Raw genomic sequence first — 25,224 nt, 5'->3', positions numbered from 1 at the left:
GGAGGGAAAGAAGATGAAGGAGTATTTCAGCAAGGCACGGCGCCTGCGCCTGACGGCTCTTGTCGTGGGCGGACTGCTCTACGGTTCGTCAGCGCATGCCGCGAATCTGGTTTCGACGATTCCTTCGGATTACGGCAATAGCGAGATGGGCGCGGTCACCGGCTCGCGCGTAACGACGGAGGTCGATGCGGCGCCGCAGGTGGGGGTGCTGAAGAATCTCAACCGCGATCCGGCGTCTTTTGGTTTCCATCAGAAGGGCAGGAGCATGATCCTGCTGCGGCAGTACACCTACAGTACGACGCAGCTGGAGAACACCCGACTCATTGATCCGAATTCTGCCGGTGCGGCGGCGAGCGTGGCGAGCGGGAAGACGACGGATGTGCCGAATATGCATGCGGCGGCAGCCAGCGACGAGTATATCTATATGACCGGTTATGATATGGGACAGATCGGCGTTGTGCACCAAAGCGGCAAGCGATTGATGGAAAACAAAAGAGCCGTCGTCAACCTCAAGAATGACATCAAGCAGTACTGCGGCTACAATTTCAACGAGACGTTTGAGAACCTCGATGAAGACGAACACGGCGTGACAGGTAAAACCTATACGGGCGATCCAACGAAAGCGGTGGTGCATGGTGAGGCGCTTCTTGTCGAGGGGCGCAGGCTCTATGTGGCGGCATCCGTCAATCCATTGGGCGGCTATGATCCCTACGACGACGGTTTCTTGATGCAGTATGACATCCAGGACGACGGCAGCCTGAAATTCGGCAGCTATACGCGCATCAGCCGCAACATTGATCAGGGGCGGCTCAACAAATTCAACGACCATATTCTCATTTCCTGCATCGGCGGTTATCAGCACTATAACGGGTCGGGCAATGTCCACTATACGGCGCTCAATATCGCCAAGATCGACCAGAAAACAGGGCGCATCATGGGAACGGAACAGCGCCGCGCCTCGATTCCGGCTCATGTCAAGGGAACCGGCGAGGATATGCGCGACCTCAAGATCCTGCCGAACGGCACGGCCTATGTCATGACGTACAACCTCAGTCCGAGCGGCAGCCAGATCAATGCGCATGTCTACCAGACGACGATGTCCAATCTGATGTCGGCAGATCCCGATGATTGGAAAGAGATCGCTGTCGCAAGCCAGCAGGAAGGCTGGTTCGGCAAGCTCAACGCCGAGTACTATACGAAGCGTCTTTGGCTCGAACTTGGCGATACCCTACGGGCCTATACGGACGGCGATGATACGGCGAAATATATATGGCAGGCGAAGGATTTCTCCGAGAACAAGGCGTTCTCGCGCTTCAACAAGATTACGATGATCGAGCCGGACTGGGTTTACGGCACGACGGCCTCTGTCGTTCTGGCATTGCCGCCGGAGCTGGGCGGCGGTACGACTGCGCCGACGGCGAATGAAAGCGCCGTTTGGAAGACCGGCGCTGCGCTCAATGATACGATCACGACGAGGCAGAGCTGGGATGGGGACACGCTGGTCAACATCGGCACAGACAAACTCGGCGATAAAGCAACCAATGTGCTTGCGGCTATTTCGGCAACCGGCGGCAAGCGCCTCAATATCAGTGCGAAGAAAAATCTCCTGCAGCTGCAGGTGGAAAATACCGTGGGAAATCCGACGGGAATCTACGCCAAGGGAACGGATCTCATCGTAAGTGCGGCGAAGGGCATCAATATCCTCACGCGAGGGCTTGACGGCGGTAATACGCTGACGAATGCCGTCCAGCTCGATGCACTGAAGGATAAGGCTGCGCAGCTTACCATCAACGGGCCGCTCAGTATCTCGATGACAGGCGGCCTTGGCGGCAACGGCGTCGCAGTCCAAAAGAGCGACCGCTTGGGGGAAAAATCCTATGAAGCGAGCGTCGCCTCGGGAATCCGCATCAACGGCAATCTGAAGATTGCAGGCGAGCAGACGGATCGGTGGGGCATTCCGCTCAATCGTGAGAATGTATTCTCGCGCTTTAATAATGCAGGCATTCTGACACAGGTCGAAAAGAGCACGGTGACCGTAAACGGTGATGTGGATATGACCGTCTACGGCAATGGCGTGACGACGAATGCCAAGGACAGCAGTGTACGCCTCGCAGGCGGCTCCATTCAGGTGCCTGCCGGCATGAAGTACAGCTACTACGCGCTCGCCGCATATCAGGGCGCGATTTCCATGAATATGGGAGAAGATGGGACGAAGCCAGGCAACGGCAAGCCGGAAAATGCAATCGCTGACGTGAAGCTCGACGGCGATCTGTTTGCTTTGCCCACGGGCAGGCTTGATGTCGCCCTTATGACGGACAAGTCTTATCTGCATGGTCTTGTCGACAACGGCGGCACAGCGAATCTTTATCTGCAGAACGGCGCAAAGTGGCTCAATGAAGGCCGCAACGAGCGCTATTATCAGGACGACGAGGATATGGGCGCCGGCACGATGGCGTCTGTCAAGACACGGGCAGGCGGTACTGCCGGAAAGTTTTATAATGCGCAGAGCCGCGTCACGAACTTCGTTGGCGGTGCAACGGAAGCACAGCGCGGCATCATCTACCAGAAGAGCATAAATCCGCTCGTACTTGAAAACTACAGCGGCCATACGGCGGCAATCTATACTCATGATGCGGCTGAGCCGGCGCTCTTTAAGGGCGGCGACATCATCATCAACAAGGCGAAGGCAGACACTGAGAATGTCTTTACGCTCTTTACCGACGGCGCCGGCGTGACTACAGGCAATCAGAATGCGGTGCTCAATGCGCTTGCCAACAAGCTGACGTACAAGAGTTTTTCCGAGAACAAGCTTTCGGGCAAGCTCTCGATTGGTGAAAGCCTGACGACGTCCTCCATCAAGGGGGACATCACCTTCGGCAACGAGAAGGGAAGCTACACGGGCGGCACGACGCCTCCGCCGAGCACGGAGCAGACGAAGACGGAATTCACCTCGCAGCTCACGCAAAAGGAAGTTGCTGAGTACAAGGAGGCCAATGTCGAGCCGTCGCCCGGCAATTACAAGTTCACGAAGGACACGACGATTCGCAGAAGTTCCCACGACGGCATTATCGCGGCAGCAACGTATCCGAAACAGCCGCTCAATGTCGATGCAAGCGGGCATAAGCTGACCTTGATCGGCGACGGCAGCAACTTCACCCTCGGCGTGGACAACAACAGCAAGGATGGCATCAAGATCACGGCGGACACTCTGAAGATCGACGTAAAGAGCAGCAACAGCCGTGCTTTTGGCATACGCAATAATCAGGACGGCTCGACGGTCACGATCAAGGGCGATCTCGATATCGAGGGACAGAGCAGCCAGACTGCGCAGGGGCTTGTCACGAGCCGAGGTGCGGCGATTGAAGCGGACGGGCTGCATGTAGAGCTGAACAAGGACTCGACGGAAGGCGCCTGGGCCATCAGCAACAGCAACGGTACGGTCACGGTCAACAACGACGGCAGCCACGAGGTGGTCATCAACGGCAATGTTCAGACGGGTGAGGAAGGAAATACCGATATATCGCTGACGACGGAGCAGTCTGCCCTGAACGGCGTCATGCAAAAAGTGGCCTTAAGCGGCGGCGGTGAGGATGAAGATGAAGACGAGGAATTCGGTCTTCCGGTCAGTCCTCAGCAGAACGGCGAGGCGAAAGGCAATGCGCTGACATTGCAGAATGGCGCAGTTTGGACGAATGAAGATTACAATACGCGAAAGAACGCGCTCACTGCGGCGAAATTCACAGGAAGCCAGCTGCGTTCCCTCAAGGGCGGCGATGATGCTGCCCATGCGGGCGTGATCTTCCAGAAGAATGACAAGGATATCACGATTGACAACTACAGCGGTCATACGCGCGTATTCTATGCGCATGATGCTGCATCACCGACGACGATCATCGGCGGTGCGCTGAAGATTGGTAAGGCGGCTGCGGACAGCATCATCACGCTGACGACGGACAACAGCGGCCTGAACACGGAGGCAGCGTCGGGAGCGGACAAGAAGCTCGTGGACGATACGCTTAATGCGCTCGCGAACAAGCTCTGGTACACGGCCTATACGACAGGAGAGAGAAATCTCACGGGCAAGGCGGAAATCGCCGAAGGCCTGACGACTTCTGCGGCCAGCAAGCGCATTGAAAACATCACGTTTGACAACACAACAGGGCAGGGCAGCTATACGACGACCTCGCCGACTCCGCCGAGCACGGAGCAGACAAAGACGGATTTCACGACGCGTCTCCGCGGTGTGGATGAGGATCAGGAATACATCGATGCGAATGTTCGTCAGGCAGACGGCACATATCGCTTTACGAAGGACTCGACCATCACGTATCAAAACGACCAGGGTGGGCTCCGCAGCACAATTATACCGAATGAGGATGTTCACATCGATGCAACAGATCGCGTCCTGACGATCAAGAATGGCAGCGGGATCGCGAGCGTCACGCAAGGCGCTGCTATCGCTAATTCCGGAAAAACGCTTGACATCAAGGCGAAGACGCTGAAACTCCTCGTGAACGATACGACTTCGGTCGCTCCGTTGCAGACTGCCTGGGGCATTTTGTCTATGGGCGGTACGACGAATATCTCCGGCATGACGGAAATCGATGTAGCAGGTACGGAGCGCAGCAAGGCGATTCAAGCTTATGGAGGCACGGTGACGCTGGAAGGCCTCCGTGCCAAGGCGAATGCTGCTATAAAGGATGCAGTGACGCTCGATGTACAGGGCACGGGACGCATCAACGTCAATGTCAAGGACGGCACGGTCGGCAGCAGCGAAGTCATGCTCGACGGCAATATTACCGTCAGGGAGTCCGGCAGCCGTGTGGATGCTGCGCTTACGACCGGAACGTCGTACATCAAAGGGCTTATCTCCGGCGTTGGGACGCTCAATCTCTGGCTCCAGAATGGCGCCGCTTGGCATAATGAGGAGTACACGACTCAGCCGGCAGGATTTGCCAGCTATCTGACGAACCTCGCGGGCGGCAGCGACGCTTCCCGTGCGGGCGCGATCTTCCAGAAGAACGATAAGGACATCACGATCGATAACTACAGCGGCCATGCGCGCGTGTTCTATGCGCATGATGCCGCGACGCCGACGACGATGATCGGCGGAGACTTCCGGATCAAGAACGCGGCAGAAGGAAGCGCCATTACGCTGACGACGGACAGCACAGGTCTCAATACGGAGTCGACAGCGGCGTCGGAAAAGAACCGTGTCAGCGCGACGCTCAATGCGCTCGCCAACAAGCTCTGGTACACGGCCTATACGACGGGAGAGAGGAATCTCACGGGCAAGGCGGAGATCGCCGAAGGCTTGACGACATCGGCTGCCAGCAAGCGCATCGAGGACATCACGTTCAATGAGACGAGCGGACAGGGCAGCTATGTCTATACGCCAGCTTCGGAAGTGACGACTGATCCGATTACGGAATCCGAGACACTGACCTATGATCGCCAGGCGATTGCTACACAGCCGAATGCCAAGGGCAACCGCATTGTCTCCGCGCTCTACACGGATAATACTGCATACGATAAGCAGCATCCGATGGTCGTCGATATGAACGGTCATAGTCTGCACCTTGAGGCAAACAGTAAGAACCAGATTTCCAGCGCAATTTACGGCGGCAACAACAAGAGCATCCGAATTGTGAACAGCGGCGAAGAAAAGGCGCTGACCATCAAGGCATCGAATACGGATACGCGTGCGGCTACCGGCATCCAGACTGAGGCAAATTCCCATATCTATATTCAGGGACCTGTCGTCATCGAGGATGTTCATGCAAAGGGATACAATGCGACGGCGATTCAGACATCCGGTACCATTGGTTCCCCGAGCGATGTCACGATCGACGGCGATCTCACTGTGCAGTCCATACGGGCTGATCGCGTGGACACGAAAAACAAGGGTGCAGACGACGGGCGCAATCTGGCTGCGCTCAAAACGACAGGCGATGAGACCAAGATCACGGTCAAGGGAAATGTCGATATTCAGAACATCAAGGGCAGCGTACTGCAGACGGTCGGCGCGGACAGCGTGATCGATGTCGGCGGCGGCACGATTTCGGCTGCCGAGGATGCCGATCACACGAAGCAGTACTATGCCGTCCATGCTGAAAAGGGCACGGTGAACATCAACACACCCGAGGGCGTCCGTGGGAACAGAAAGACGAATATCACGGGCGATATGTATGTCACGCGTGAGTACGGAAAGAAGACGGTTGAATACAGCGGCGGTCAGCTTGTGGATTTTGAAAAGAAGGGCACGCTGAACGTCTCTTTGACGACGGCAGATTCTTCCTGGACAGGTGCGGCAACGTATGATGTCGATCGAGCAGATTTCGGCTCCGGCGGCTTCACGGCACATGATGTCGGTCAGTTCAACCTGACCCTGCAGAATGGTGCGCGATGGACGAATGAACAGAGATCCAGCGCCACGGACAAGTGGCTGGGCAGCCATCTTGCCTCTTTGCAGGGCGGCGATGCTGCAGCTAATGCCGGCGCGATCTTCCAGAACAATGCCAAGGATATCACGATTGACAACTACAGCGGCCATACGCGCGTATTCTATGAGCATGACGCTGCTGCGCCGACGACGATAAAAGGCGGCGACTTCCGCATCAAGAATGCAGCGGCTGGCAGCGCCATCACGCTGACGACGGACAATTCCGGCCTCAATACGGAGGCGACTTCCGGAGCGGATAAGACGCTTGTGGACAATACACTCAATGCGCTTGCGAACAAGCTCTGGTACACGGCCTATACGACGGGAGAGAGAAATCTTACGGGCAAGGCGGAGATCGCCGAAGGCCTGACGACTTCCGCTGCCAGCAAGCGTATCGAAAACATCACGTTTGACAACACAACAGGGCAGGGCAGCTATACGACGACCTCGCCGACCCCGCCGAGCACGGAGCAGACGACGACGGAGTTTACGAAACAGCTCATCGGTACGGATTCAGACCAGGAGTACATCGATGCAAATGTCCGTCAAGCAGACGGCACGTATCGCTTCACGAAAGACTCGACCATCACGTATCAAAATCAAAAGAGTGGAGCCCGTGGGGCAATCATGCCGAGCGTGGGGGTTAACATCGATGCCGCAGATCGCGTCCTGACGCTCAAGAGTGGCAATGGAATAGAGAGCGTTACACAAGGTGCTGCCATCGCCAATTATGGACAGACGCTTGATATCAAGGCAAAGACGCTGAAGCTCCTCGTGGACGATACGACTTCGGTCGCTCCTCTGCAAACGGCCTGGGGCATTTTGTCTACGGGCGGTACGACGAATATTTCCGGCATGACGGAAATCGATGTCGGCGGCACAGAGCACAGCAAGGCGATCCAGGCTTTTGGCGGCACGGTGACGCTGGAAGGCCTCCGTGCCAAGGCAAATGCTGCTATAAAAGATGCGGTGACGCTCGATGTACAGGGCGACGGACGCATCAACGTCAATGTCAAGGACGGCACGGTCGGCAGCAGCGAAGTCATGCTCGATGGCAATATTACCGTCAGGGAGTCCGGCAGCCGTGTGGATGCTGCGCTTACGACCGGAACGTCGTACATCAAAGGGCTTATCTCCGGCGTTGGGACGCTCAATCTCTGGCTCCAGAATGGCGCCGCTTGGCATAATGAGGAGTACACGACTCAGCCGGCAGGATTTGCCAGCTATCTGACGAACCTCGCGGGCGGCAGCGACGCTTCCCGTGCGGGCGCGATCTTCCAGAAGAACGATAAGGACATCACGATCGATAACTACAGCGGCCATACGCGCGTATTCTATGCGCATGATGCTGCAGCGCCGACGATGATAAAGGGCGGCGACTTCCGCATCAAGAACGCGGCGGCGGGCAGCGCCATTACGCTGACGACGGACAGCGCAGGTCTCAATACGGAATCGACAGCGGCGTCGGACAAGAACCTTGTTAGTGCAACGCTCAATGCACTCGCCAACAAGCTCTGGTACACGGCCTATACGACGGGCGAGCGGAATCTCACGGGCAAGGCGGAGATCGCCGAGGGCCTGACGACTTCCGCTGCGAGCAAGCGCATCGAGGATATCACGTTCGACGGGACGAGCGGACAGGGCAGCTATGTCTATACGCCGGAGGCAGAAGGACAGACGACGACGCAATTCACGAAACGTATTTTGGGTACGACCGCGGATCAGGAATATATTGACGCGCATGTTCGGCAGGCAGACGGCACATATCGCTTTACGAAAGACTCGACCATCATGTATGATACTGTGACGGATACAGGCGCCGGAGCTGTCGCACCGGAAGCAGACGTCAATATCGATGCTTCCGGGCATGTCCTTACTGTCAATACGAACATAATGCCGCCGGCGACAGAGGAAGCCGCGGCAATCAAAAATGATGGCAGGAATATCAATATAAAAGCCGACAAGACCAACCTGTTTGTAAATATGAATGCGCACGCTCCGTCTCATAGAGCAAAGGGCATTCTCAATCAAAGCGGAACGATCAATATTTCCGGGATGACGGAAATCGGTGTAACGAGTGCACCGTCCGTCCGCGCCGTGGAAGCTGAAGCCGGAACAGTGACGCTGGAGGGACTGCAGGCGTTTTTGTCCCCGGATGGAGAAGCCACGGCTATCTTGGCCGGCACGACAGGGCGGATCAATATCAACGCCAAGGACGGTATTGCGGGAGACAGTTCCGTGAATATAAATGGAAATGTCGGAGCCATGGGCGAAGCAAGCCGGATTGACATCGCCATGGTAAAAGAAGGCTCCAATCTGAATGGTCTCGCCTTTGGCAAGGGAAAGATCAACTTTTGGCTGCAGAACGGTGCGGAATGGTCCAATAATAGATATGGCAGTATGGTACCGAATGAAAGTGAAAACGACTTCGGGCAAGGCTATGGCTATACTTATGCAGGAAGTCGGCTGACTTCCCTGACGGGCGGCAGTGATGCAGGACATGCCGGAGTAATCCGACAGGCTGCCGATGAAGACATTACGATCGACAATTACAGCGGCCATACGCGCGTGTTCTACGAGCATGACACTTCGATGCCGACGACGATAAAGGGCGGTGCGCTCAAGATTGGCAAGGCGGCGGCAGACAGCGCCATCACGCTGACGACGGACAATTCGGGCCTCAATACAGAAGCGACTTCCGGAGCGGATAAAACGCTTGTAGACAATACGCTCAATGCGCTTGCCAACAAGCTCTGGTATATGGCCTATACGACGGGCGAGAGGAATCTCACGGGCAAGGCGGAGATCGCCGAAGGCCTGACGACTTCCGCCGCCAGCAAGCGTATCGAGAATATCACGTTCGACGAGACGAGCGGACAGGGTCGCTATGGGAATGTTGCTCCTCCGACGCCGGGCAATGAGCAGACGAAGACGGGATTCACGATGCGTCTCCTCGGTACGGATGTGGATCAGGAGTACATCGATGCGAATGTCCGCCAGGCAGACGGCACGTACCGCTTCACGAAGGATTCCCGCATCAGCTATACAAATGCGGATGAGGAGAAGGCCGGTGTTATTCGACCATTGGAAGATGTGAAGATTGATGCGTCGGATCATACGCTTGAGGTTGCAACCAATACCGATAATGACGGAAAGACGGCAGCAATCAAGAACAGCGGCAAGAAACTTGACATCAAGGCAGGCAAGCTTCGCTTGTTGGCAAACGAAACTGAAGAAAGCTATCCTGAATATTCCTGGGGGATCCTGCATGAGAGCGGGACAACCACAATCTCCGGCATGACGGAAATAGAGGCTGTTGGTTATACTTCAAGTCGGGCTGTGGAAGCGAAGGATGGAACGGTTACGCTGGAAGGCCTGAAAGCAAAGGTCGCTCCTTATAACGAAGCGCAGACGCTCCTCGCCGGCACGTCGGGACAGATCTTTGCCAACGTCAAGAACGGCGTGGCAGGCGATAATCTTGTGAAGCTGGACGGCAATGTCGGAGCTATGGGAGAAGCAAGCCGTATCGATATTGCTATGGTGAACCAAAATTCCGGTTTGAATGGTTTGGCCTTTGGCAAAGGAAAGATTAATTTCTGGCTGCAGAACGGCGCTGTATGGAACAATGAGCAGTATGGCTATTCGGTGCCGGATAAAGAGGCCGATGGGCTTGGGAAGGATTACGACTACACCTTTGCAGGCAGCCGACTCACTTCTTTGCAGGGTGGCAATGACGCCAGCCATGCGGGGGCAATCTTCCAGAAGAACGACCAAGACATCTTGATTGACAATTACAGCGGTTATACGCGTGTGTTCTATGAGCATGAGGCTTCGACACCGACGACGATGATCGGCGGCGACTTCCGCATCAAGAACGCAGCGGCGGGCAGTGCTATTACGCTGACGACAGACAGCACGGGACTCAATACAGGATCGGCAAAAGCTGCGGACAAGAACCTTGTCAGCGCGACGCTCAATGCGCTCGCGAACAAGCTCTGGTACACGGCCTATACGACGGGCGAGAGGAATCTCACGGGCAAGGCGGAAATCGCCGAAGGCCTGACGACTTCTGCCGCCAGCAAGCGCATTGGGGATATCACATTCGATGGGACGAGCGGACAAGGCAGCTATGTCTATACGCCTGCCGTCGATCCCGAGCAGACGAAGACAGAGTTCACGACGCGCATTTTCGGTACAGACTCGGATCAGGAGTATATCGACGCGAATGTACGGTTGTCTGACGGTACGTATCATTTCACAAAGGATTCAAGCATCACGTATCAAAATGCTTCGAATACGAATCGGGGGGCCATCAAGCCGAACGCAGATGTGCATATTGATGCCGCAGATCGCGTACTGACGGTCAAGAGCGGTGGCAGAACAGCAAGTGTTAAGGAGTCCGCTGCCATTACAAATGATGGAAAGACGATTGATATTAAAGCGAAGACGCTGAAACTTCTCGTAAACGATACGACTTCGGTCGCTCCGCTGCAGTCTGCATGGGGCATCCGTACCACGGGCAATTCTGTGACGAATATCTCCGGCATGACGGAAATCGATGTCGGCGGCACGAAGAGCAGCAAGGCCGTACAGGCTTTTGGCGGCACGGTGACGCTGGAAGGCCTTAGTGCCAAGATAAATGCCGCTTCCGAGGATGCAGCCGCGCTGTTTGCACAAAATGACGGGCGTATCAGCGTCAACGTGAAGGGTGAAAATGCCGGTGATAGTGCAGTTGCGCTTGACGGCAATATTGCAGCAAAGGATGCGGCCAGTCGCGTGGAAGTCGGTCTTCGCGGAGAGGCTTCCCATTTCAAGGGATTTGCCTATGGCGATGGGACGATCAATATGTGGCTGCAGCAGGGTGCTGTTTGGCAGAACGGGAAACAGGGCGCGCTTTTGCCGACAGGCTTCACGGGAAGCCATATAAGCCATTTTGTTGGCGGGTCTGAGCCAGATCGGGCCGGGGTGATTTTCCAGAATGACGATAAAAATATCACCATCGACAATTATCACGGTTATACGAAGGTGTTCTTTGCCCACGATTCCGTGACGCCGACGAATATCAAAGGCGGCGATATCGTTATCGGAAAAGCCTTGGGCGGCAGCAGCATCACGCTGATCACGGATAATGCCGGGCTCAATATGGAAGCATCGGCAGCAACGGCGGAGAAAAATCTCGTAAGTGCAACGCTCAACTCCCTTGCCAACAAGCTTTGGTATACAGCCTATACGACGGGTGAACGCAGCCTCGCGGGCAAGGTGCAGATTGCCGAAGGCTTGACGACGTCGGCTGCCAGCAAGCGCATGGGGGATATCACATTTGATGAGACGACGGGCAGGGGCGGCTATATCTATACGCCGCTGATTGATCCGCCGGCTTCTCAGACGGATACCGATTTCACCACCGCCATCACGGGGGATGAGGTGCATGATACTCCGTACACGAATGCCGGCGTCCGCAAGCCGGACGGGCAGTACATTTTCACGAAGGATTCCACCATTACCACCGGCAAGGATTTGATTGCGGCGGGCGCGTGGATGAGCAATATCAGTGCAGCTGTATCGAACGCCAGTACAGGAAAAAACCTCGACATCAATCTAAATGGCAAAAACCTCGCGATCAAGACTGTGACGGATGTCAGCACGACGGGAATCACGGCAATCGGCAAGGATTCCAAAGTCAACATCAAGAATGCCGGTGCCATCTCCATCGATGCGGAGAGCACAGGCGGCGGGCAGACGGCGACGCTCTTTGTCAACGGCGGCGGTGCGATTCATATCGAGAACGGCGGCAGCGATCTTGAGAATAAGGTGCTCAAGGTTCGTGCCAACGGAAACTATAAGACGAATGTTGCCGTCATCAAGTCGATGAACGGCGTGACGGGCGTCGAGTCGAACATCACCATCGACGGTCTTGTCGATGTGCTGGCAGACGGAAATGATGCGGCAAACGGCAAGGGCGCCAATGAAGCGGTCAGTGCTGTCGCTTCGACCATCGATATCGGCGGCGGTTCCATTCGAGCCATCAACGGCGCATGGGCTGCGATTCGTGCCTATGGTGAATTTGTTTCGGCCAACTACGGCACGGTCAATTTCAACGTCACGAAGGATGCGGACGGCCTCGCCAACGGTGCAGGCACGAACCGCGCTGTCATCGAAGGTGACATCGTCACGAATGGCGGCATGGGCACGAAGGGGCGCGTCTCCGTCGGTCTCTCCACGGCGGATTCGCATTGGATCGGCAACTATGCTGATACGAGCGGCTACGGCGTAACGCCGGGACAGCTCGGCGCGGTCAACCTCTTCATGAAGAACGGTTCCTACTGGAAGGGTTTCTCCAACGGTTCCATGAAAATGGAGATGAGCGGCGAAGGCACGAGCTGGACAGGTTTCAATGTTGGGCAAAAACTGCAGCTTCAGCTTTCCGACGGCGCGATTTGGCACAATGCCATCACGCAGGAGCAGAAGGATCAGAGCAACAACCCGGCAATCAGCAGAGTCAAATATTTCACAGGCAGCGGCGGTTTCATCGATATGACGGGAACGAACCGCTTCCTCGCTTCGAGCAACAGCCTGAGCGGCGCTCCCGTACAGACGGGTTCCTCCTCCATTGAGGAGAAGGGACTTGGCGAGACAGGCGATCTCACGATTGATGAGTTCAACGGCTCGACGACGATGCTCTATCGCCATGACGCGTTGTCACCGACGACGATCTACGGCGGCAAGCTGACAATCGGCAAGGCGGCGGCAGGAAGTCTCGTCAAAATGGTGACGGACAGCGTCGGTCTCAATACGGAGTCGACAGCGGCGGCGGACAAGAACCTTGTCAGCGCGACGCTCAATGCGCTTGCCAACAAGCTCTGGTATACGGCCTATACGACGGGAGAGAGGAATCTCACGGGCAAGGCGGAGATCGCTGAAGGCCTGACGACCTCGGCCGCCAGCAAGCGCATTGAGGATATTACATTCGACGGGACGAGCGGACAGGGCAGCTATGTCTATACGCCTGCAGAGGACGGACAGACGAAGACGGAGTTTACGACAAGAATCTTCGGTACGACCGATCAGGAATATGTCGATGCGAATGTCAAGCAGGTAGACGGCACATATCGTTTTACGAAAGACTCGACGATTACGTATCAAAACAATTCGGATATGAATCGGGGGGCAATCAAGCCGAATGCGGATGTGCATATTGATGCCGCAGAGCGCGTACTGACCGTCAAGAGCGGCGGCAGGAGAGCAAGTGTCAAGGAAGCAGCTGCTATCGCAAATGATGGACAGACCCTTGATATCAAGGCGAAGACGCTGAAGCTTCTGGTGAACGATACGACTTCGGTCGCTCCGTTGCAGTCCGCTTGGGGTATCCGTACTACGGGCAATTCTGTGACGAATATCGCCGGTATGACGGAAATCGAGGTCGACGGCACGAAGGTCAGCAAGGCCGTGCAGGCCTTTGGCGGTACGGTGACACTGGATGGTCTCAGCGCGAAGACGAATGCCGCTTCCGAGGATGCGGCGACGCTCTATGCGCAGAACAACGGCCGCATCAATGTCAATGTCAAGAACGATATTGCCGGCAGCAGCAAGGTTACGCTCGACGGCGATATTGTCGCGAAAGATGCGGCAAGCCGGGTAGATGCGGCTCTTACGGACGGTACATCCTACCTCCACGGGCTTGCGTTTGGTGACGGCACGCTCAACCTCTGGCTGCAGAATGGTGCTGTATGGCAGAATCAGCAATACGGCGCGGCTTCGCCAGTAGGCTTTACGGGCAGCCGTCTGACAAACTTCACGGGCGGCAGCGACAACGCACATGCGGGTGTGATCTTCCAGAAGAATGACAAGGATATCACGATTGACAACTACAGCGGCCATGCACGCGTATTCTATGCACACGAGGCTGCGACGCCGACGACGATGATCGGCGGCGACTTCCGCATCAAGAATGCAGCGGTAGGCAGCGCCATCACGCTGACGACGGACAACACGGGTCTCAATACGGAGGCAACGTCCGGAACAGATAAAGAGCTCGTGGACAATACTCTTAACGCTCTTGCGAACAAACTCTGGTACACAGCCTATACGACAGGCGAGAGAAACCTCTCCGGCAAAGCGGAGATCGCTGAAGGCCTGACGACGTCTGCTGCCAGCAAGCGCATCGAAGATATCACGTTCGATGAGACGAGCGGCCAGGGTCGTTACGGGAATGTTGTTCCTCCGACTCCCGGTGAGCAGACGAATACCGAATTCACGACACGTCTTTTCGGTGGTTTTGGGGATCCCGACGACGAGAAGGAATATGTCGATGCGCATGTCAAACAGGCGGACGGCACATATCGTTTTACAAAGGATTCAACGATCACTTTCAAGACAAAGAAGGATACGAATCTTGGCGGTATAAAGCCTGCGAAAGATATTGATATCGATGCCACGAATCGCGTGCTGACCGTCAAGTCCGGCGGCTTGACCGCGAATGTGAAAGAATCCGCCGCGATTGAAAATGACCGCAAGACGCTCAACATCAAGGCGGGTACGCTGAAACTCCTGGTGGATGACAGTGTGTCTGCAGGTCCTCTGCAGAAGGCTTACGGCATCTACTCTCAGAAGATTGGCTCGGGAACCAGTACGACGACGATTTCCGGCAAGACGGATATCGAGGTTGGAGGAAGCTCGGTCAGCAAGGCCGTATATACAAGCTATGGTACGGTGAACCTGGATGGGCTCAGCGCAAAGACGAATCATGCTGCAGCCGAGGCGATGGCATTGTCTGCGCAGAATAATGGCTGCATCAATGTCAATGTCAAGGAAGGCACGATCGGCAGCGGGGATGTCATGCTCGACGGCGATGTCGAGGCACGCGATTCCGGCAGCCGGGTGGATGCCGCTCTTACGAGCAACACATCTTACCTCCATGGACTTGCCTTCGGCGACGGCACGCTCAACCTCTGGCTGCAGAATGGCGCTGTATGGCAGAATCAGCAGTACGGCGCGGCCTCGCCAGTAGGCTTTACGGGCAGCCGTCTGACGAACTTCACGGGCGGCAGCGACAACGCACATGCAGGGGTAATCTTCCAGAAGAACGACAAGGACATCTCAATCGACAACTACAGCGGCCATACGCGCGTGTTCTATGCGCATGACGCTGCGATGCCGACGACGATGATCGGCGGAGACTTCCGCATCAAGAACGCGGCGGCGGGCAGTGCCATCACGCTGACGACGGACAACACGGGGCTCAATACGGAGTCGACGAAGGCGGCGGACAAGAATCTTGTCAGCGCGACGCTCAATGCGCTCGCCAACAAGCTCTGGTACACGGCCTATACGACGGGCGAGAGGAATCTCACAGGCAAGGCGGAAATCGCCGAAGGCTTGACGACTTCCGCTGCCAGCAAGCGTATCGAGGATATCACGTTCGATGGGACGAGCGGACAGGGCAGCTATGTCTATACGCCTGCCGTCGATCCCCCGCCGAGCACGGAGCAGACGAAGACGGAATTCACGACGCGTCTCCGCGGTGTGGATGAGGATCAGGAGTATATCGATGCGAATGTTCGTCAGGCAGACGGCACATATCGCTTTACGAAGGATTCGACTATCACGTATCAAAACGACAAGGAAGGACTCCGCAGCACAATTATACCGAATGAGGATGTTCACATCGATGCAACAGATCGCGTCCTGACGATCAAGAATGGCAGCGGGATCGCGAGCATCACACAAGGCGCTGCTATCGCCAATGTTGGAAAGACGCTTGATATCAAGGCGAAGACGCTGAAGCTCTTGGTGGACGATGCGACTTCGGTCACTCCTCTGCAGACTGCCTGGGGTATTTTGTCTATGGGTGCTAGTACGACGAATATCTCCGGCATGACGGAAATCGATGTCGCCGGTACGAAGCGCAGCAAGGCGATTCAGGCTTATGGAGGCACGGTGACGCTGGAAGGCCTGCGTGCCAAGGCAAATGCTGCTTCCGAGGATGCGGTGACGCTTGATGTACAGGGCGATGGACGCATCAATGTCAATGTCAAGGACGGCACGGTCGGCAGCAGCGAAGTCATGCTCGACGGCAATATTGTCGCCAGGGAGTCCGGCAGCCGTGTGGATGCTGCACTTACGACCGGAACATCGTACATCAAAGGGCTTATCTCCGGCGTTGGGACGCTCAATCTCTGGCTCCAGAATGGCGCCGCTTGGCATAATGAGGAGTACACGGCGCAGCCGACAGGATTTAGCAGCCGTCTGTCGAACTTCACGGGTGGCAGCGACGCTTCCCATGCAGGCGTGATCTTCCAGAAGAACAACAATGACATCTCGATTGACAACTACAGCGGCCATGCGCGTGTATTCTACAAGCATGATGCCGCGACGCCGACGACGATGATCGGCGGAGACTTCCGGATCAAGAACGCGGCGGCGGGCAGTTCCATTACGCTGACGACAGACAGCGTCGGCCTCAATACGGAGTCGACGAAGGCGGCGGACAAGAACCTTGTCAGTGCGACGCTCAATGCGCTCGCCAACAAGCTCTGGTACACGGCCTATACGACGGGCGAGAGGAATCTCACGGGCAAGGCGGAGATTGCCGAGGGCCTGACGACGTCGGCTGCCAGCAAGCGTATCGAGGATATCACATTCAATGAGACGACGGGACAAGGCGGTTATACCTATACGCCTGCTGTCGATCCCCCGCAGCCGCCGCAGCCGGGCCAGGATGAGCAGACGACGACGGAGTTCACGGCGCCCATCACCGGCGATGCGGCTGTCGATACGGATTATGTGACGGCGCATGTGCTCAAGGATAATAAATACACGTTCACCAAGAATTCGAAGATCACAGCGGCTACGGGCATCCAGGCGGTGCAGGACAAGCCGGTTACGGTGCAGGCCGCAGGCGCGGAGCTCAAGATCCAGGCGACGGATTATGGTGTGGATGCAGCAGCAAACAGCCGGGTTGCCATTACGGGCAAGCATCTCAGCGTAGATGCGGGCAGCCGCAGCATACGCGCGGCCGCAGGTGCCGATGTTTCCATTGCCGCGGGCTTCGATCTCAAGGGCGCTGTCGAGAATAACGGCGGACGCATTTCGCTTCTCGACACGGGGCGCAAGAGCGCGATCGACGGCGATATCACACAGACGGCGGGCAGCTTCAGCCTCAGAATGCAGGGGCTGGATTCCAAGCTCAACAGCAAGATTATCGCGAGCGGCGGTGTGTTCGATATCTCCATGGAAGGTGCAGGTGCGACCTTTACGGGCAGCATTCGCGGTGCGGGAAGCGCCAAGGAAGCCGGCACGGGAGAACGCAGGCTGACGCTGGAAGACAAGACTATCTGGAATGTCACGGAACGTTCCAACCTCACTTGGCTGAATGCGAAGCAAGGCAGTATCATCAACTATCTCTTCAGTGATGACGAAGGCGTCAACATTGAACGCTTCAAGGGCGCGGCCACCGTGCATTACGCCGGCACGGCGACTGCAGACGGAACGCTGACGCTTGCCAATACCGGCAAGTTCAGGATCCGCAATGTCGACGGAACGGGCAATGCGCTCACGATTGCAACGGATGCGCAGAGCGGCAGCGATGCAGCCGATGAAAAGGTTGCAAAATCGCTGGCAAAACAGTTCGAGTATGTCGGCGACCCGAGCAATATCCAGAACAACAGAATCCGGGGGCTTTCCGTGAGCGCGTTGATCGCTGACGGCATGACATCCTCTTCGAAGAGGTACAACATCCTCATGGGTACGGATGGGATCGCTTCCGATGTGAAGCCTTTTGTATCCAATATCGAGTACGGCGACTACGAGACGAAACTCATGAGCGGTGTGAAATCCGCGATGACGGCTTCTGCCATGGCATGGCGTGCAGAGTCGAACGACCTGATGAAGCGTCTTGGCGATCTGCGGCTTTCGCCGGAGAAGACCGGCACATGGGTGCGCTTCTACCGCGGCAAGGCCAGCGGCAACAAGGACAGAGCCGATTTCTCCATGGATTACAACACCATCCAGGTCGGTCACGACTGGGAGGCGGGCAATAACTGGCGTGTCGGCATTGCCGGAAGCTATATGAAGGGCAGCTCAAGCTATGCAAACGGCAGCGGCGACAACAAGGAAGGAAATCTCGGTATATATGGCACTTGGAAGGGCAATGACGGCGAGTATTTCGACATCATCGCTAAGATTGGACGCCTCAGCAACGAGTATACCGTCTACAACGATTTCGGGCACTATGTCAAGGGTGATTACCACACTTGGGGCGGCTCGCTTTCGGCGGAATACGGTAAGCGTATCCTGCATAGGAACGGTACCTTCATCGAGCCGCAGCTTGAATTGATTTACAGCCATCTGAACGGTGCGGACTATATGGGAATGACGGATTACTTGACTCCCCTCGGCACGTACCAGCAGATGCATATTCGGCAGGGTGCGATGAACAGCCTGATTGGCCGGGTCGGTATCGGATTTGGCCGCGAGCTGGAGAACAGCACTTGGTTTGCCAAGGTGTCGCTCTATCATGAGTTTGCGGGCAAGATGCAGACGTATTACTCGGATGGGGTGAACCCATGGAAGAGCACGAGCCAGGATACCAAGGATACTTGGGTGGCCCTGCAGCTCGGCGGTACGGTAAAGCTCAGCGATGGCTGCACGCTTTACGGTGATTTTGAAAAGACGTTTGGCGGAGATGTCAAGACGAATTGGCGTGTGGACGCCGGCCTGCGCTGGAGCTTCTGACGAACGGAAGCGCAGCAGTCCGGGCTCTGCACGGGATATGGGCAGGAGGGGTTTCCACCGGGAATCCCTCCTGTTCAATGTTTGCCGGAAAGTGCGGCGGTTTGCTGCTCCTCAAACACAGAAGATTGACAAGCAAAGTCTTTCGCGGTAGCATGTTTTCAAGAAGTCTCCATTGGCTGCACAATGGAGGAATGAAGAAGGAAGGGAAGATTTTGGCAAGAAATGTTTTGGCCGGCGTGCTGCTCTGCTTTTGTCTGCTGCTGGCAGCCTGCGGCAGTTCAGAGGCGCCGGGGCATGGCACGGCAGCGTCCTATGAGGTGACGGACATCCAGGGAACGGTCGTGTCCCTGCCCGAAAAACCACATCGCATTCTCACGCTCTCGATGAGCACGGATGAGGTCATGCTCGGCCTTGTGCCGCCGGAAGATATGGCGGCCGTTGACGCGCTGCTCGATGATCCCGTGAGCTCGAATGTCGTGGGTTTGGCTGAAAAGGTGCCGAATCGCATAGGCAGACCGACGGTCGAAGGAATCATGGCGCTTTCCCCGGATCTCGTCATTGTGCCGGACTGGGGCGATCTCTCCTTAGTGCCGTCCTTGCGGGAAGCGGGACTCAAGGTCGTCGTCTGCAAGGGGGCGAGGAATCTTGAGGAGATCAGGGAAACCGTCGTTTTGCTGGCGCAGGCGGCCGGTGTTCCCGAGCGCGGTGAAAGGCTTCTGGCCATGATGGACGCGCGTCTTAAAGACATTAAGCAGAAAGTCGATGCGATTCCCGAGAAGGAGAGAAAAACGGTTGTTCTGATCTCGCTGATGCAGGGATATGGCGGTATAGGCTCGACTTTTGATGAGGCGTGCCGCTATGCGGGGGTGAAAAACGGACGCGCCGTTTTGGGCATTCGTGACGGCCAGGTCATGACGAAGGAGCAGCTTGTCCAGATCGATCCCGATATCTTGTTTTTGCCTACATATAATAATCACGGGAATTTCGATGTAGAAAAATTCCGCAGGGAATACCTGGATGATCCGGCGCTGCAGACGCTCAAGGCGATTCGGGGCGGAAACCTTCTGGAGCCTACGGAGGCTTATATCTACAATTCTTCGCAGGATTTCGTGCTCGGTGTGCAGGAGATTGCTTATCGCGCTTATGGCGACGCATTCCGTCAAGGGCGCGATGAACATCTTTCAGCCGTGGATTGAAGCGGGGGATTTATGAGGGAAAGAATCAGGGCGGATGGCCTCTATGCGGGGTATGGGAAACAGCCTGTTTTGGAAAATGTTTCGCTTTCCATAGGCGAGGGAGAGCTTGTCGGCCTTATTGGCCCCAACGGAGCGGGAAAGAGCACGCTCCTAAAGACGCTGCGCGGTATTCTGACGCCTTTTTCAGGTCGGGTTATGCTGCTGGGAGAGCCGCTTTTGCAGCTGTCCGCCCGCTCTTTGGCACGTCGTGCCGCATATTTGCAGCAGCAGGTCGATCTTGCATTTGATTACACGGCACGAGAAATCGTGCTGGCAGGACGCTATGCATATCTTTCCTGGTGGCGGAGAGAAAGCGCTGCGGATCGAGCCTTGGCGGAGGCCTGCATGGAGTATGTGGGGGTGTCGGAGCTGGCGGAAACGCCGCTCGGTGCGATGTCCGGCGGGCAGCGCCAACGCGTGCTGCTGGCAAAGGTGCTTGCACAGCAGACGCCGCTGCTCTTCCTTGACGAACCGGCAACGGGGCTTGACGTCATTTATCAGGAAGAGATTTTTCGCTTTTGTCGTGAGCTTGCAAGAGCCGGCAAGACGGTACTGATCGTGGCGCATGAGCTTTCTCTTGCCGCCCGTTTTTGTTCGCGTCTCCTGCTTCTTGCCCGAGGATGTATTCTCGCGGACGGCAAGCCTGCGGATGTGCTGACCGATACGATTTTGACGAGGGCTTATGGGGCGCCTGTGCATGTTGCGTGGAATCCGCTCACGAATCATGCCGAAGTGTTTACGGAGGATGACTTTGACGACAGGAAGGCACGGCTTCTCGGGCTGATTTTGGGCGACAGGGGGGAGACGGCATCATGAGCAGGAGGCGGGGATGGTTTTTTTTCGCTCTCGTTTTTCTCGTGGCGTTTGCGGCTGTTTTTTCCATGAGTGCGGGGCAATACGATATTCCGCTGCGCAGTATCCTGGCGGCGTTTTCCCATGCGGCAGGGCTGCCTCTTTTTCCCGAGGTTGTCCTGACGCCGGAGCAGGAAGCGGTGCTTTGGCATATCCGCCTGCCGCGTACGCTCGTCGGGCTTTTGGTCGGCGCGGGTCTCGGCATATCGGGAGCGGTGCTGCAGGGGATTTTTTCTAATCCCTTGGCTGATCCCGGCATTATCGGGGTTTCGGCAGGCGCCTCGGTCGGCGCCGTGTTGGCGATTGCCTCGGGGGCGGCCGCAGCAGGGCCGTTTTTTCTGACAGGCTTTTCTTTTTGCGGCGCTTTGCTCGCTGTGGGATTGACGGTATTGCTTTCCCTGCAGCACGGCAGGGTGCCGATGATGACGCTTTTGCTTTCCGGCGTGGTTGTGGGTATGTTTCTCGCCGCCTGTACAGCTGCTGTCCTCACGGCTGCAAATGAGCAGACTTTGCAGCAGTATTTGTTCTGGACAATCGGAGGACTGGATTACCGACGCTGGGATCATGTCGTGCTCGGTGCGGTTCCCATAGGTGCGGCCGGCTGCATTCTGCTGCTGCTCGCACGCCATTTGAATATCCTTGCGCTGGGGGAGACGGAAGCGCGTGCCGTAGGCATGAATGTGACATTCTTTCGGCTGCTGTTTCTCACGCTCGCATCGCTGGCGACAGCGGCAGGTGTGTCGGTCAGCGGCAATATTGGTTTTGTTGGTCTTGTCGTACCGCATATGATGCGGTTTGTTGCCGGACCGGATCACAGATATCTTCTGCCGGCAAGTTTTTTGGCCGGGGGCGCGTTTCTCGTGCTTGCCGATGCCTTTGGGCGCATCGTTTTTTCTGGGGTGGAAATTCGCGTCGGCATTATGACGGCTTTTATTGGGACGCCGTATTTTCTTTACTTGCTGCGCCGACGCCGGAAATATTTGCAGTGAGACGGATTTTGTTTATGTCTGCAGCGGCGATGCCGCTGCGGCATCAGTGGGGGATGGATGATGCGGGAGCTTTTGAATGTCTCGGATTATCCGTGCGATACGGATATTGTCTTGGGGGGCGACCCGACGCGCCTCAGACATTTGCTGGAGGAGTTCGGCTTTTCCGGCATTGAACTCATGCTTACCGGAGCGGGACGCGAGGAGTTCTTTTCTGAATTTGACATCTGCGGCGTCCACCTGCGTTTCTGGCCGAATTGGCTTGATTTCTGGTGGGGGCGTGAAGAGGAACTCGTGCGGGAGTTCGGCGACAGGGAAACCGTTGCCGCTGTTTTTGGCGCAAGCCGTGAAGAGTGGCTCTCTCGCTGGCGGGAAAATATTCGTGCGGCAGCGGCCTGCGGTGCGCGCTATGTCGTGCTTCATGTCGCAAACGCGCGCAGCTGGGAGCTTTATAATCGGCGCTTTGCCTATGGCGCGGCGACCGTTATTGATGCTACGGCAGATTTGGTGAACGCTTTTGCGGATGCCTTGCCGGAGGAGTGCTTGCTGCTCTATGAGAATCTTTGGTGGCCGGGACTGACTTTGACGGAGCCGATGCTTGCGGCACGTCTTTTGGAGGCGACGAGACATGAGCGCACGGGGTTTTTGCTCGACACCGGGCATATGATGAACACGGAACTGCGGCTTGCAGATGAGGCGCAGGCTGCCGCTTATATTTTGCGCTGCGTGAAAAATCTTGGGGCATTGCGTGAGCGGATCTTTGCCATGCATCTGCATTGTTCGCTTTCCGGCGCTTTTGTGCGCAGGATGATGGCGCAGAAACAGAAGGAGAGGCCGCAGGCTTTGACTGTGGAAGAATCCTATCGCTATGTTTCGCAGGTGGATTGGCATCGGCCTTTTGCGACTTCGGCGGCACGGCGCATTGCAGAAGCTGTTGAGCCGGAATTTCTTGTGCATGAATTCTTGTACGAGTCGTTTGCTGTATGGTATGATAAAGTAAGGCAGCAAAAGAAAAGTTTCGGGGGAGGTGATGCAGCCGTCTGAGATATCGCCGGAGTTGCTTTGTGTTTGAACAGGAGTGTGTTGTATGAAAATGAAGAAAATCGCTGTGAGCTTGCTTCTCGGTGCTGCGCTTATGACCGGCAGTGCTGTATGCGGTGCGGAGGGGCTCGACTGGATGGGGCCGCAGGATATTTCGCTCGGCACCATCGAACCGGGCATGTCGCTTGATTATGTGCGCGAGGTCTATGGACCGATGAAGAGGATGAAGTCGCGTCATATCGATTATGTCCTTGGCTATGGCGACAGCGTGAAGATTGTGCCGACAGCGGACGGCACGAGCGTGAAGTCCATCATCGTGAAGGCGAACAATGGCTGGGCCACACCGGCAGGCGTGACGGTCGGCATGGACGTCTCGATCCTCCATAAGCTTTACGGCACGGGCCAGGTGGATCCGAAAAAGCATAAGGCGCGCCGTATGCCCGGCTACGATTATTATACGTATTGGCAGGCAGACGATCCCATGCGTTATCTGACTTTTGGCGTCAAAGACGGCAAGATTGTTTTTATCAAGGTCGGCTTGATGCAGCACTGAGATGGGAGATGGTCTTGGGGGAGGCGGGCATTTTCCGGAGATAGGATTTTTCGTAAAGGAGAGGGAGGATTCCACCATGATGGAAAAAGAATGGCTGCTCCACAATCCGCATCTTACGGCGGAGACTATGAGTGCGATTGAAGACCGCATTCCCGAGGCTCGGGCGGATGTGCATGACGGATTGGCACGGGCTAAAGAAATCCTTGGGGCGGAAAAGTACGGAAAGTATCTCGCACCATTGCAGAACCTTGCCAAGAGCGGCACGACGCTCCTCATCACAACACGCACGGTGCGTGAACGCACGATGCTCCTGAAGGAATGTGTTCCGGTGCTCAAAGAGGCGTTCGGTGCGAATATCGTCAAGGTCGTTTCTGTCTGATACAGCGGCAATATCAACAAGGCTGAAAAAGCGGCGGCTCGCGGCATGTGCTGCGGGCTGCCGCTTTTGGTTTTGCGAAAACGGGAAGAAGGATTATGGGAAGGCGCGAAGAATATGGAGCGTGAAAGTGCAGCGCCGTGTTGGCAGCATGGCGGCGGTTTGGACGGCAGGGAGGAGGCGTGTCATGACGGCAGAAAAAAATGATGTGCATGCGCTCAAAGAAAAGGAACGACAGCGCTATTCAAGGCAGATGCTTCTGCCGGGCGTCGGCGAGGCAGGGCAGCAGAAACTTTTCGCGGCGAAAGTGCTCATTGTCGGCGCGGGCGGACTGGGCTCGCCTGCGGCAATGTACCTTGCTGCGGCGGGAATCGGTGAGCTCGGCATTGTCGATGACGATGCCGTCGACCTTTCGAACCTGCAGCGGCAGATCATCCATCAAACGGCCGATATCGGCAAGAAAAAGGCCGATTCGGCGAAGGAGACGCTGACGGCGCTGAATCCGGATGCAAAAATCATTGTTTACCGGGAAAGAATTGCCCGGGAGAATATAGCGGACATCATTCGCGACAGGGATTATGATTTCATCCTTGACTGCACCGATAATTTTCCTGCAAAATTTTTAATCAATGATGCCTGTGTTTTTTTGCGAAAGCCGTTTTCCCATGCGGGTGTCGTTGGTTTCGTAGGGCAGACAATGACCGTTCTGCCGGGCGAGGGGCCGTGCTATCGCTGCGTTTTTGAGGAAGCGCCGTCAGACGGTGCTGTGCCGACGAGCAGGGAGGTCGGTATCCTTGGTGCTGTTTCCGGCATTCTGGGCGTTTTGCAGGCGACAGAGGCCATAAAATACAGCCTTGGCCTCGGCAAACTGCTCGTGGGCACGCTTCTCACATACGATGCCCTTTCCGTGCAGTTTCGCAGGATCAGTTTGCCTCAGAGCAATAAGTCTTGTACAGCGTGCGGCGAAAACAGAGCGTTTATGATATAATGTACGGGATGGTTTTGCT

Annotated in this window: 8 protein-coding genes; all 8 read left to right on the top strand. The window is 56.1% G+C overall.

Annotated features, from left to right (window positions below; all coding sequences use genetic code 11):
* Positions 1-13: 13 nt before the first annotated feature.
* The 8 genes from ACRTGH_RS11990 to ACRTGH_RS11955 all read left to right on the top strand — a co-directional run bounded on the left by ACRTGH_RS11990 (position 14) and on the right by ACRTGH_RS11955 (position 25,205).
* Positions 14-19,174, top strand: coding sequence for a hypothetical protein (locus ACRTGH_RS11990; RefSeq protein WP_368845818.1), 19,161 nt, complete (start codon positions 14-16; stop codon positions 19,172-19,174).
* Positions 19,175-19,365: 191 nt separating this feature from the next.
* The gene (locus ACRTGH_RS11985; protein WP_368845819.1) at positions 19,366-20,370 is read left to right on the top strand and encodes an ABC transporter substrate-binding protein; all 1,005 of its coding nucleotides are present in this window, start codon (positions 19,366-19,368) and stop codon (positions 20,368-20,370) included.
* A 12-nt stretch (positions 20,371-20,382) separates the two neighbouring features.
* A complete protein-coding gene (locus tag ACRTGH_RS11980) occupies positions 20,383-21,225 on the top strand; it encodes an ABC transporter ATP-binding protein (protein WP_368845820.1) in 843 nt (280 codons plus the stop codon).
* Entirely contained in the window at positions 21,222-22,250 is a 1,029-nt protein-coding gene (locus ACRTGH_RS11975; RefSeq protein WP_368845821.1) for a FecCD family ABC transporter permease, read from the top strand. Before ACRTGH_RS11980 ends, ACRTGH_RS11975 begins: the two co-directional genes overlap by 4 nt.
* A 60-nt stretch (positions 22,251-22,310) precedes the next feature.
* The gene (locus ACRTGH_RS11970; RefSeq protein WP_368845822.1) at positions 22,311-23,291 is read left to right on the top strand and encodes a sugar phosphate isomerase/epimerase family protein; all 981 of its coding nucleotides are present in this window, start codon (positions 22,311-22,313) and stop codon (positions 23,289-23,291) included.
* Positions 23,292-23,334: 43 nt separating this feature from the next.
* Positions 23,335-23,841 (top strand): hypothetical protein, encoded by a 507-nt coding sequence (locus ACRTGH_RS11965; protein WP_368845823.1) that lies wholly within the window; start codon positions 23,335-23,337, stop codon positions 23,839-23,841.
* 76 nt (positions 23,842-23,917) lie between these two features.
* Positions 23,918-24,220, top strand: a complete 303-nt coding sequence (locus ACRTGH_RS11960) for an RNA helicase (protein ID WP_368845824.1) — start codon at positions 23,918-23,920, stop codon at positions 24,218-24,220.
* 184 nt (positions 24,221-24,404) lie between these two features.
* Positions 24,405-25,205, top strand: coding sequence for a HesA/MoeB/ThiF family protein (locus tag ACRTGH_RS11955; protein ID WP_368845825.1), 801 nt, complete (start codon positions 24,405-24,407; stop codon positions 25,203-25,205).
* Positions 25,206-25,224 lie beyond the last annotated feature (19 nt).

The organism is Selenomonas oralis (genome assembly GCF_051603425.1).
GTDB lineage: Bacteria > Bacillota > Negativicutes > Selenomonadales > Selenomonadaceae > Selenomonas > Selenomonas sputigena_A.
Note: the sequence above shows the minus strand (reverse complement) of the source record. Positions and strands in the feature narration are given on the sequence as shown.

Coding starts and splice junctions, on each gene's coding strand:
- ACRTGH_RS11990 (WP_368845818.1), top strand. CDS start 14: ATGAAGGAGTATTTCAGCAAGGCACGGCGCCTGCGCCTGACGGCTCTT.
- ACRTGH_RS11985 (WP_368845819.1), top strand. CDS start 19,366: ATGAAGAAGGAAGGGAAGATTTTGGCAAGAAATGTTTTGGCCGGCGTG.
- ACRTGH_RS11980 (WP_368845820.1), top strand. CDS start 20,383: ATGAGGGAAAGAATCAGGGCGGATGGCCTCTATGCGGGGTATGGGAAA.
- ACRTGH_RS11975 (WP_368845821.1), top strand. CDS start 21,222: ATGAGCAGGAGGCGGGGATGGTTTTTTTTCGCTCTCGTTTTTCTCGTG.
- ACRTGH_RS11970 (WP_368845822.1), top strand. CDS start 22,311: ATGCGGGAGCTTTTGAATGTCTCGGATTATCCGTGCGATACGGATATT.
- ACRTGH_RS11965 (WP_368845823.1), top strand. CDS start 23,335: ATGAAAATGAAGAAAATCGCTGTGAGCTTGCTTCTCGGTGCTGCGCTT.
- ACRTGH_RS11960 (WP_368845824.1), top strand. CDS start 23,918: ATGATGGAAAAAGAATGGCTGCTCCACAATCCGCATCTTACGGCGGAG.
- ACRTGH_RS11955 (WP_368845825.1), top strand. CDS start 24,405: ATGACGGCAGAAAAAAATGATGTGCATGCGCTCAAAGAAAAGGAACGA.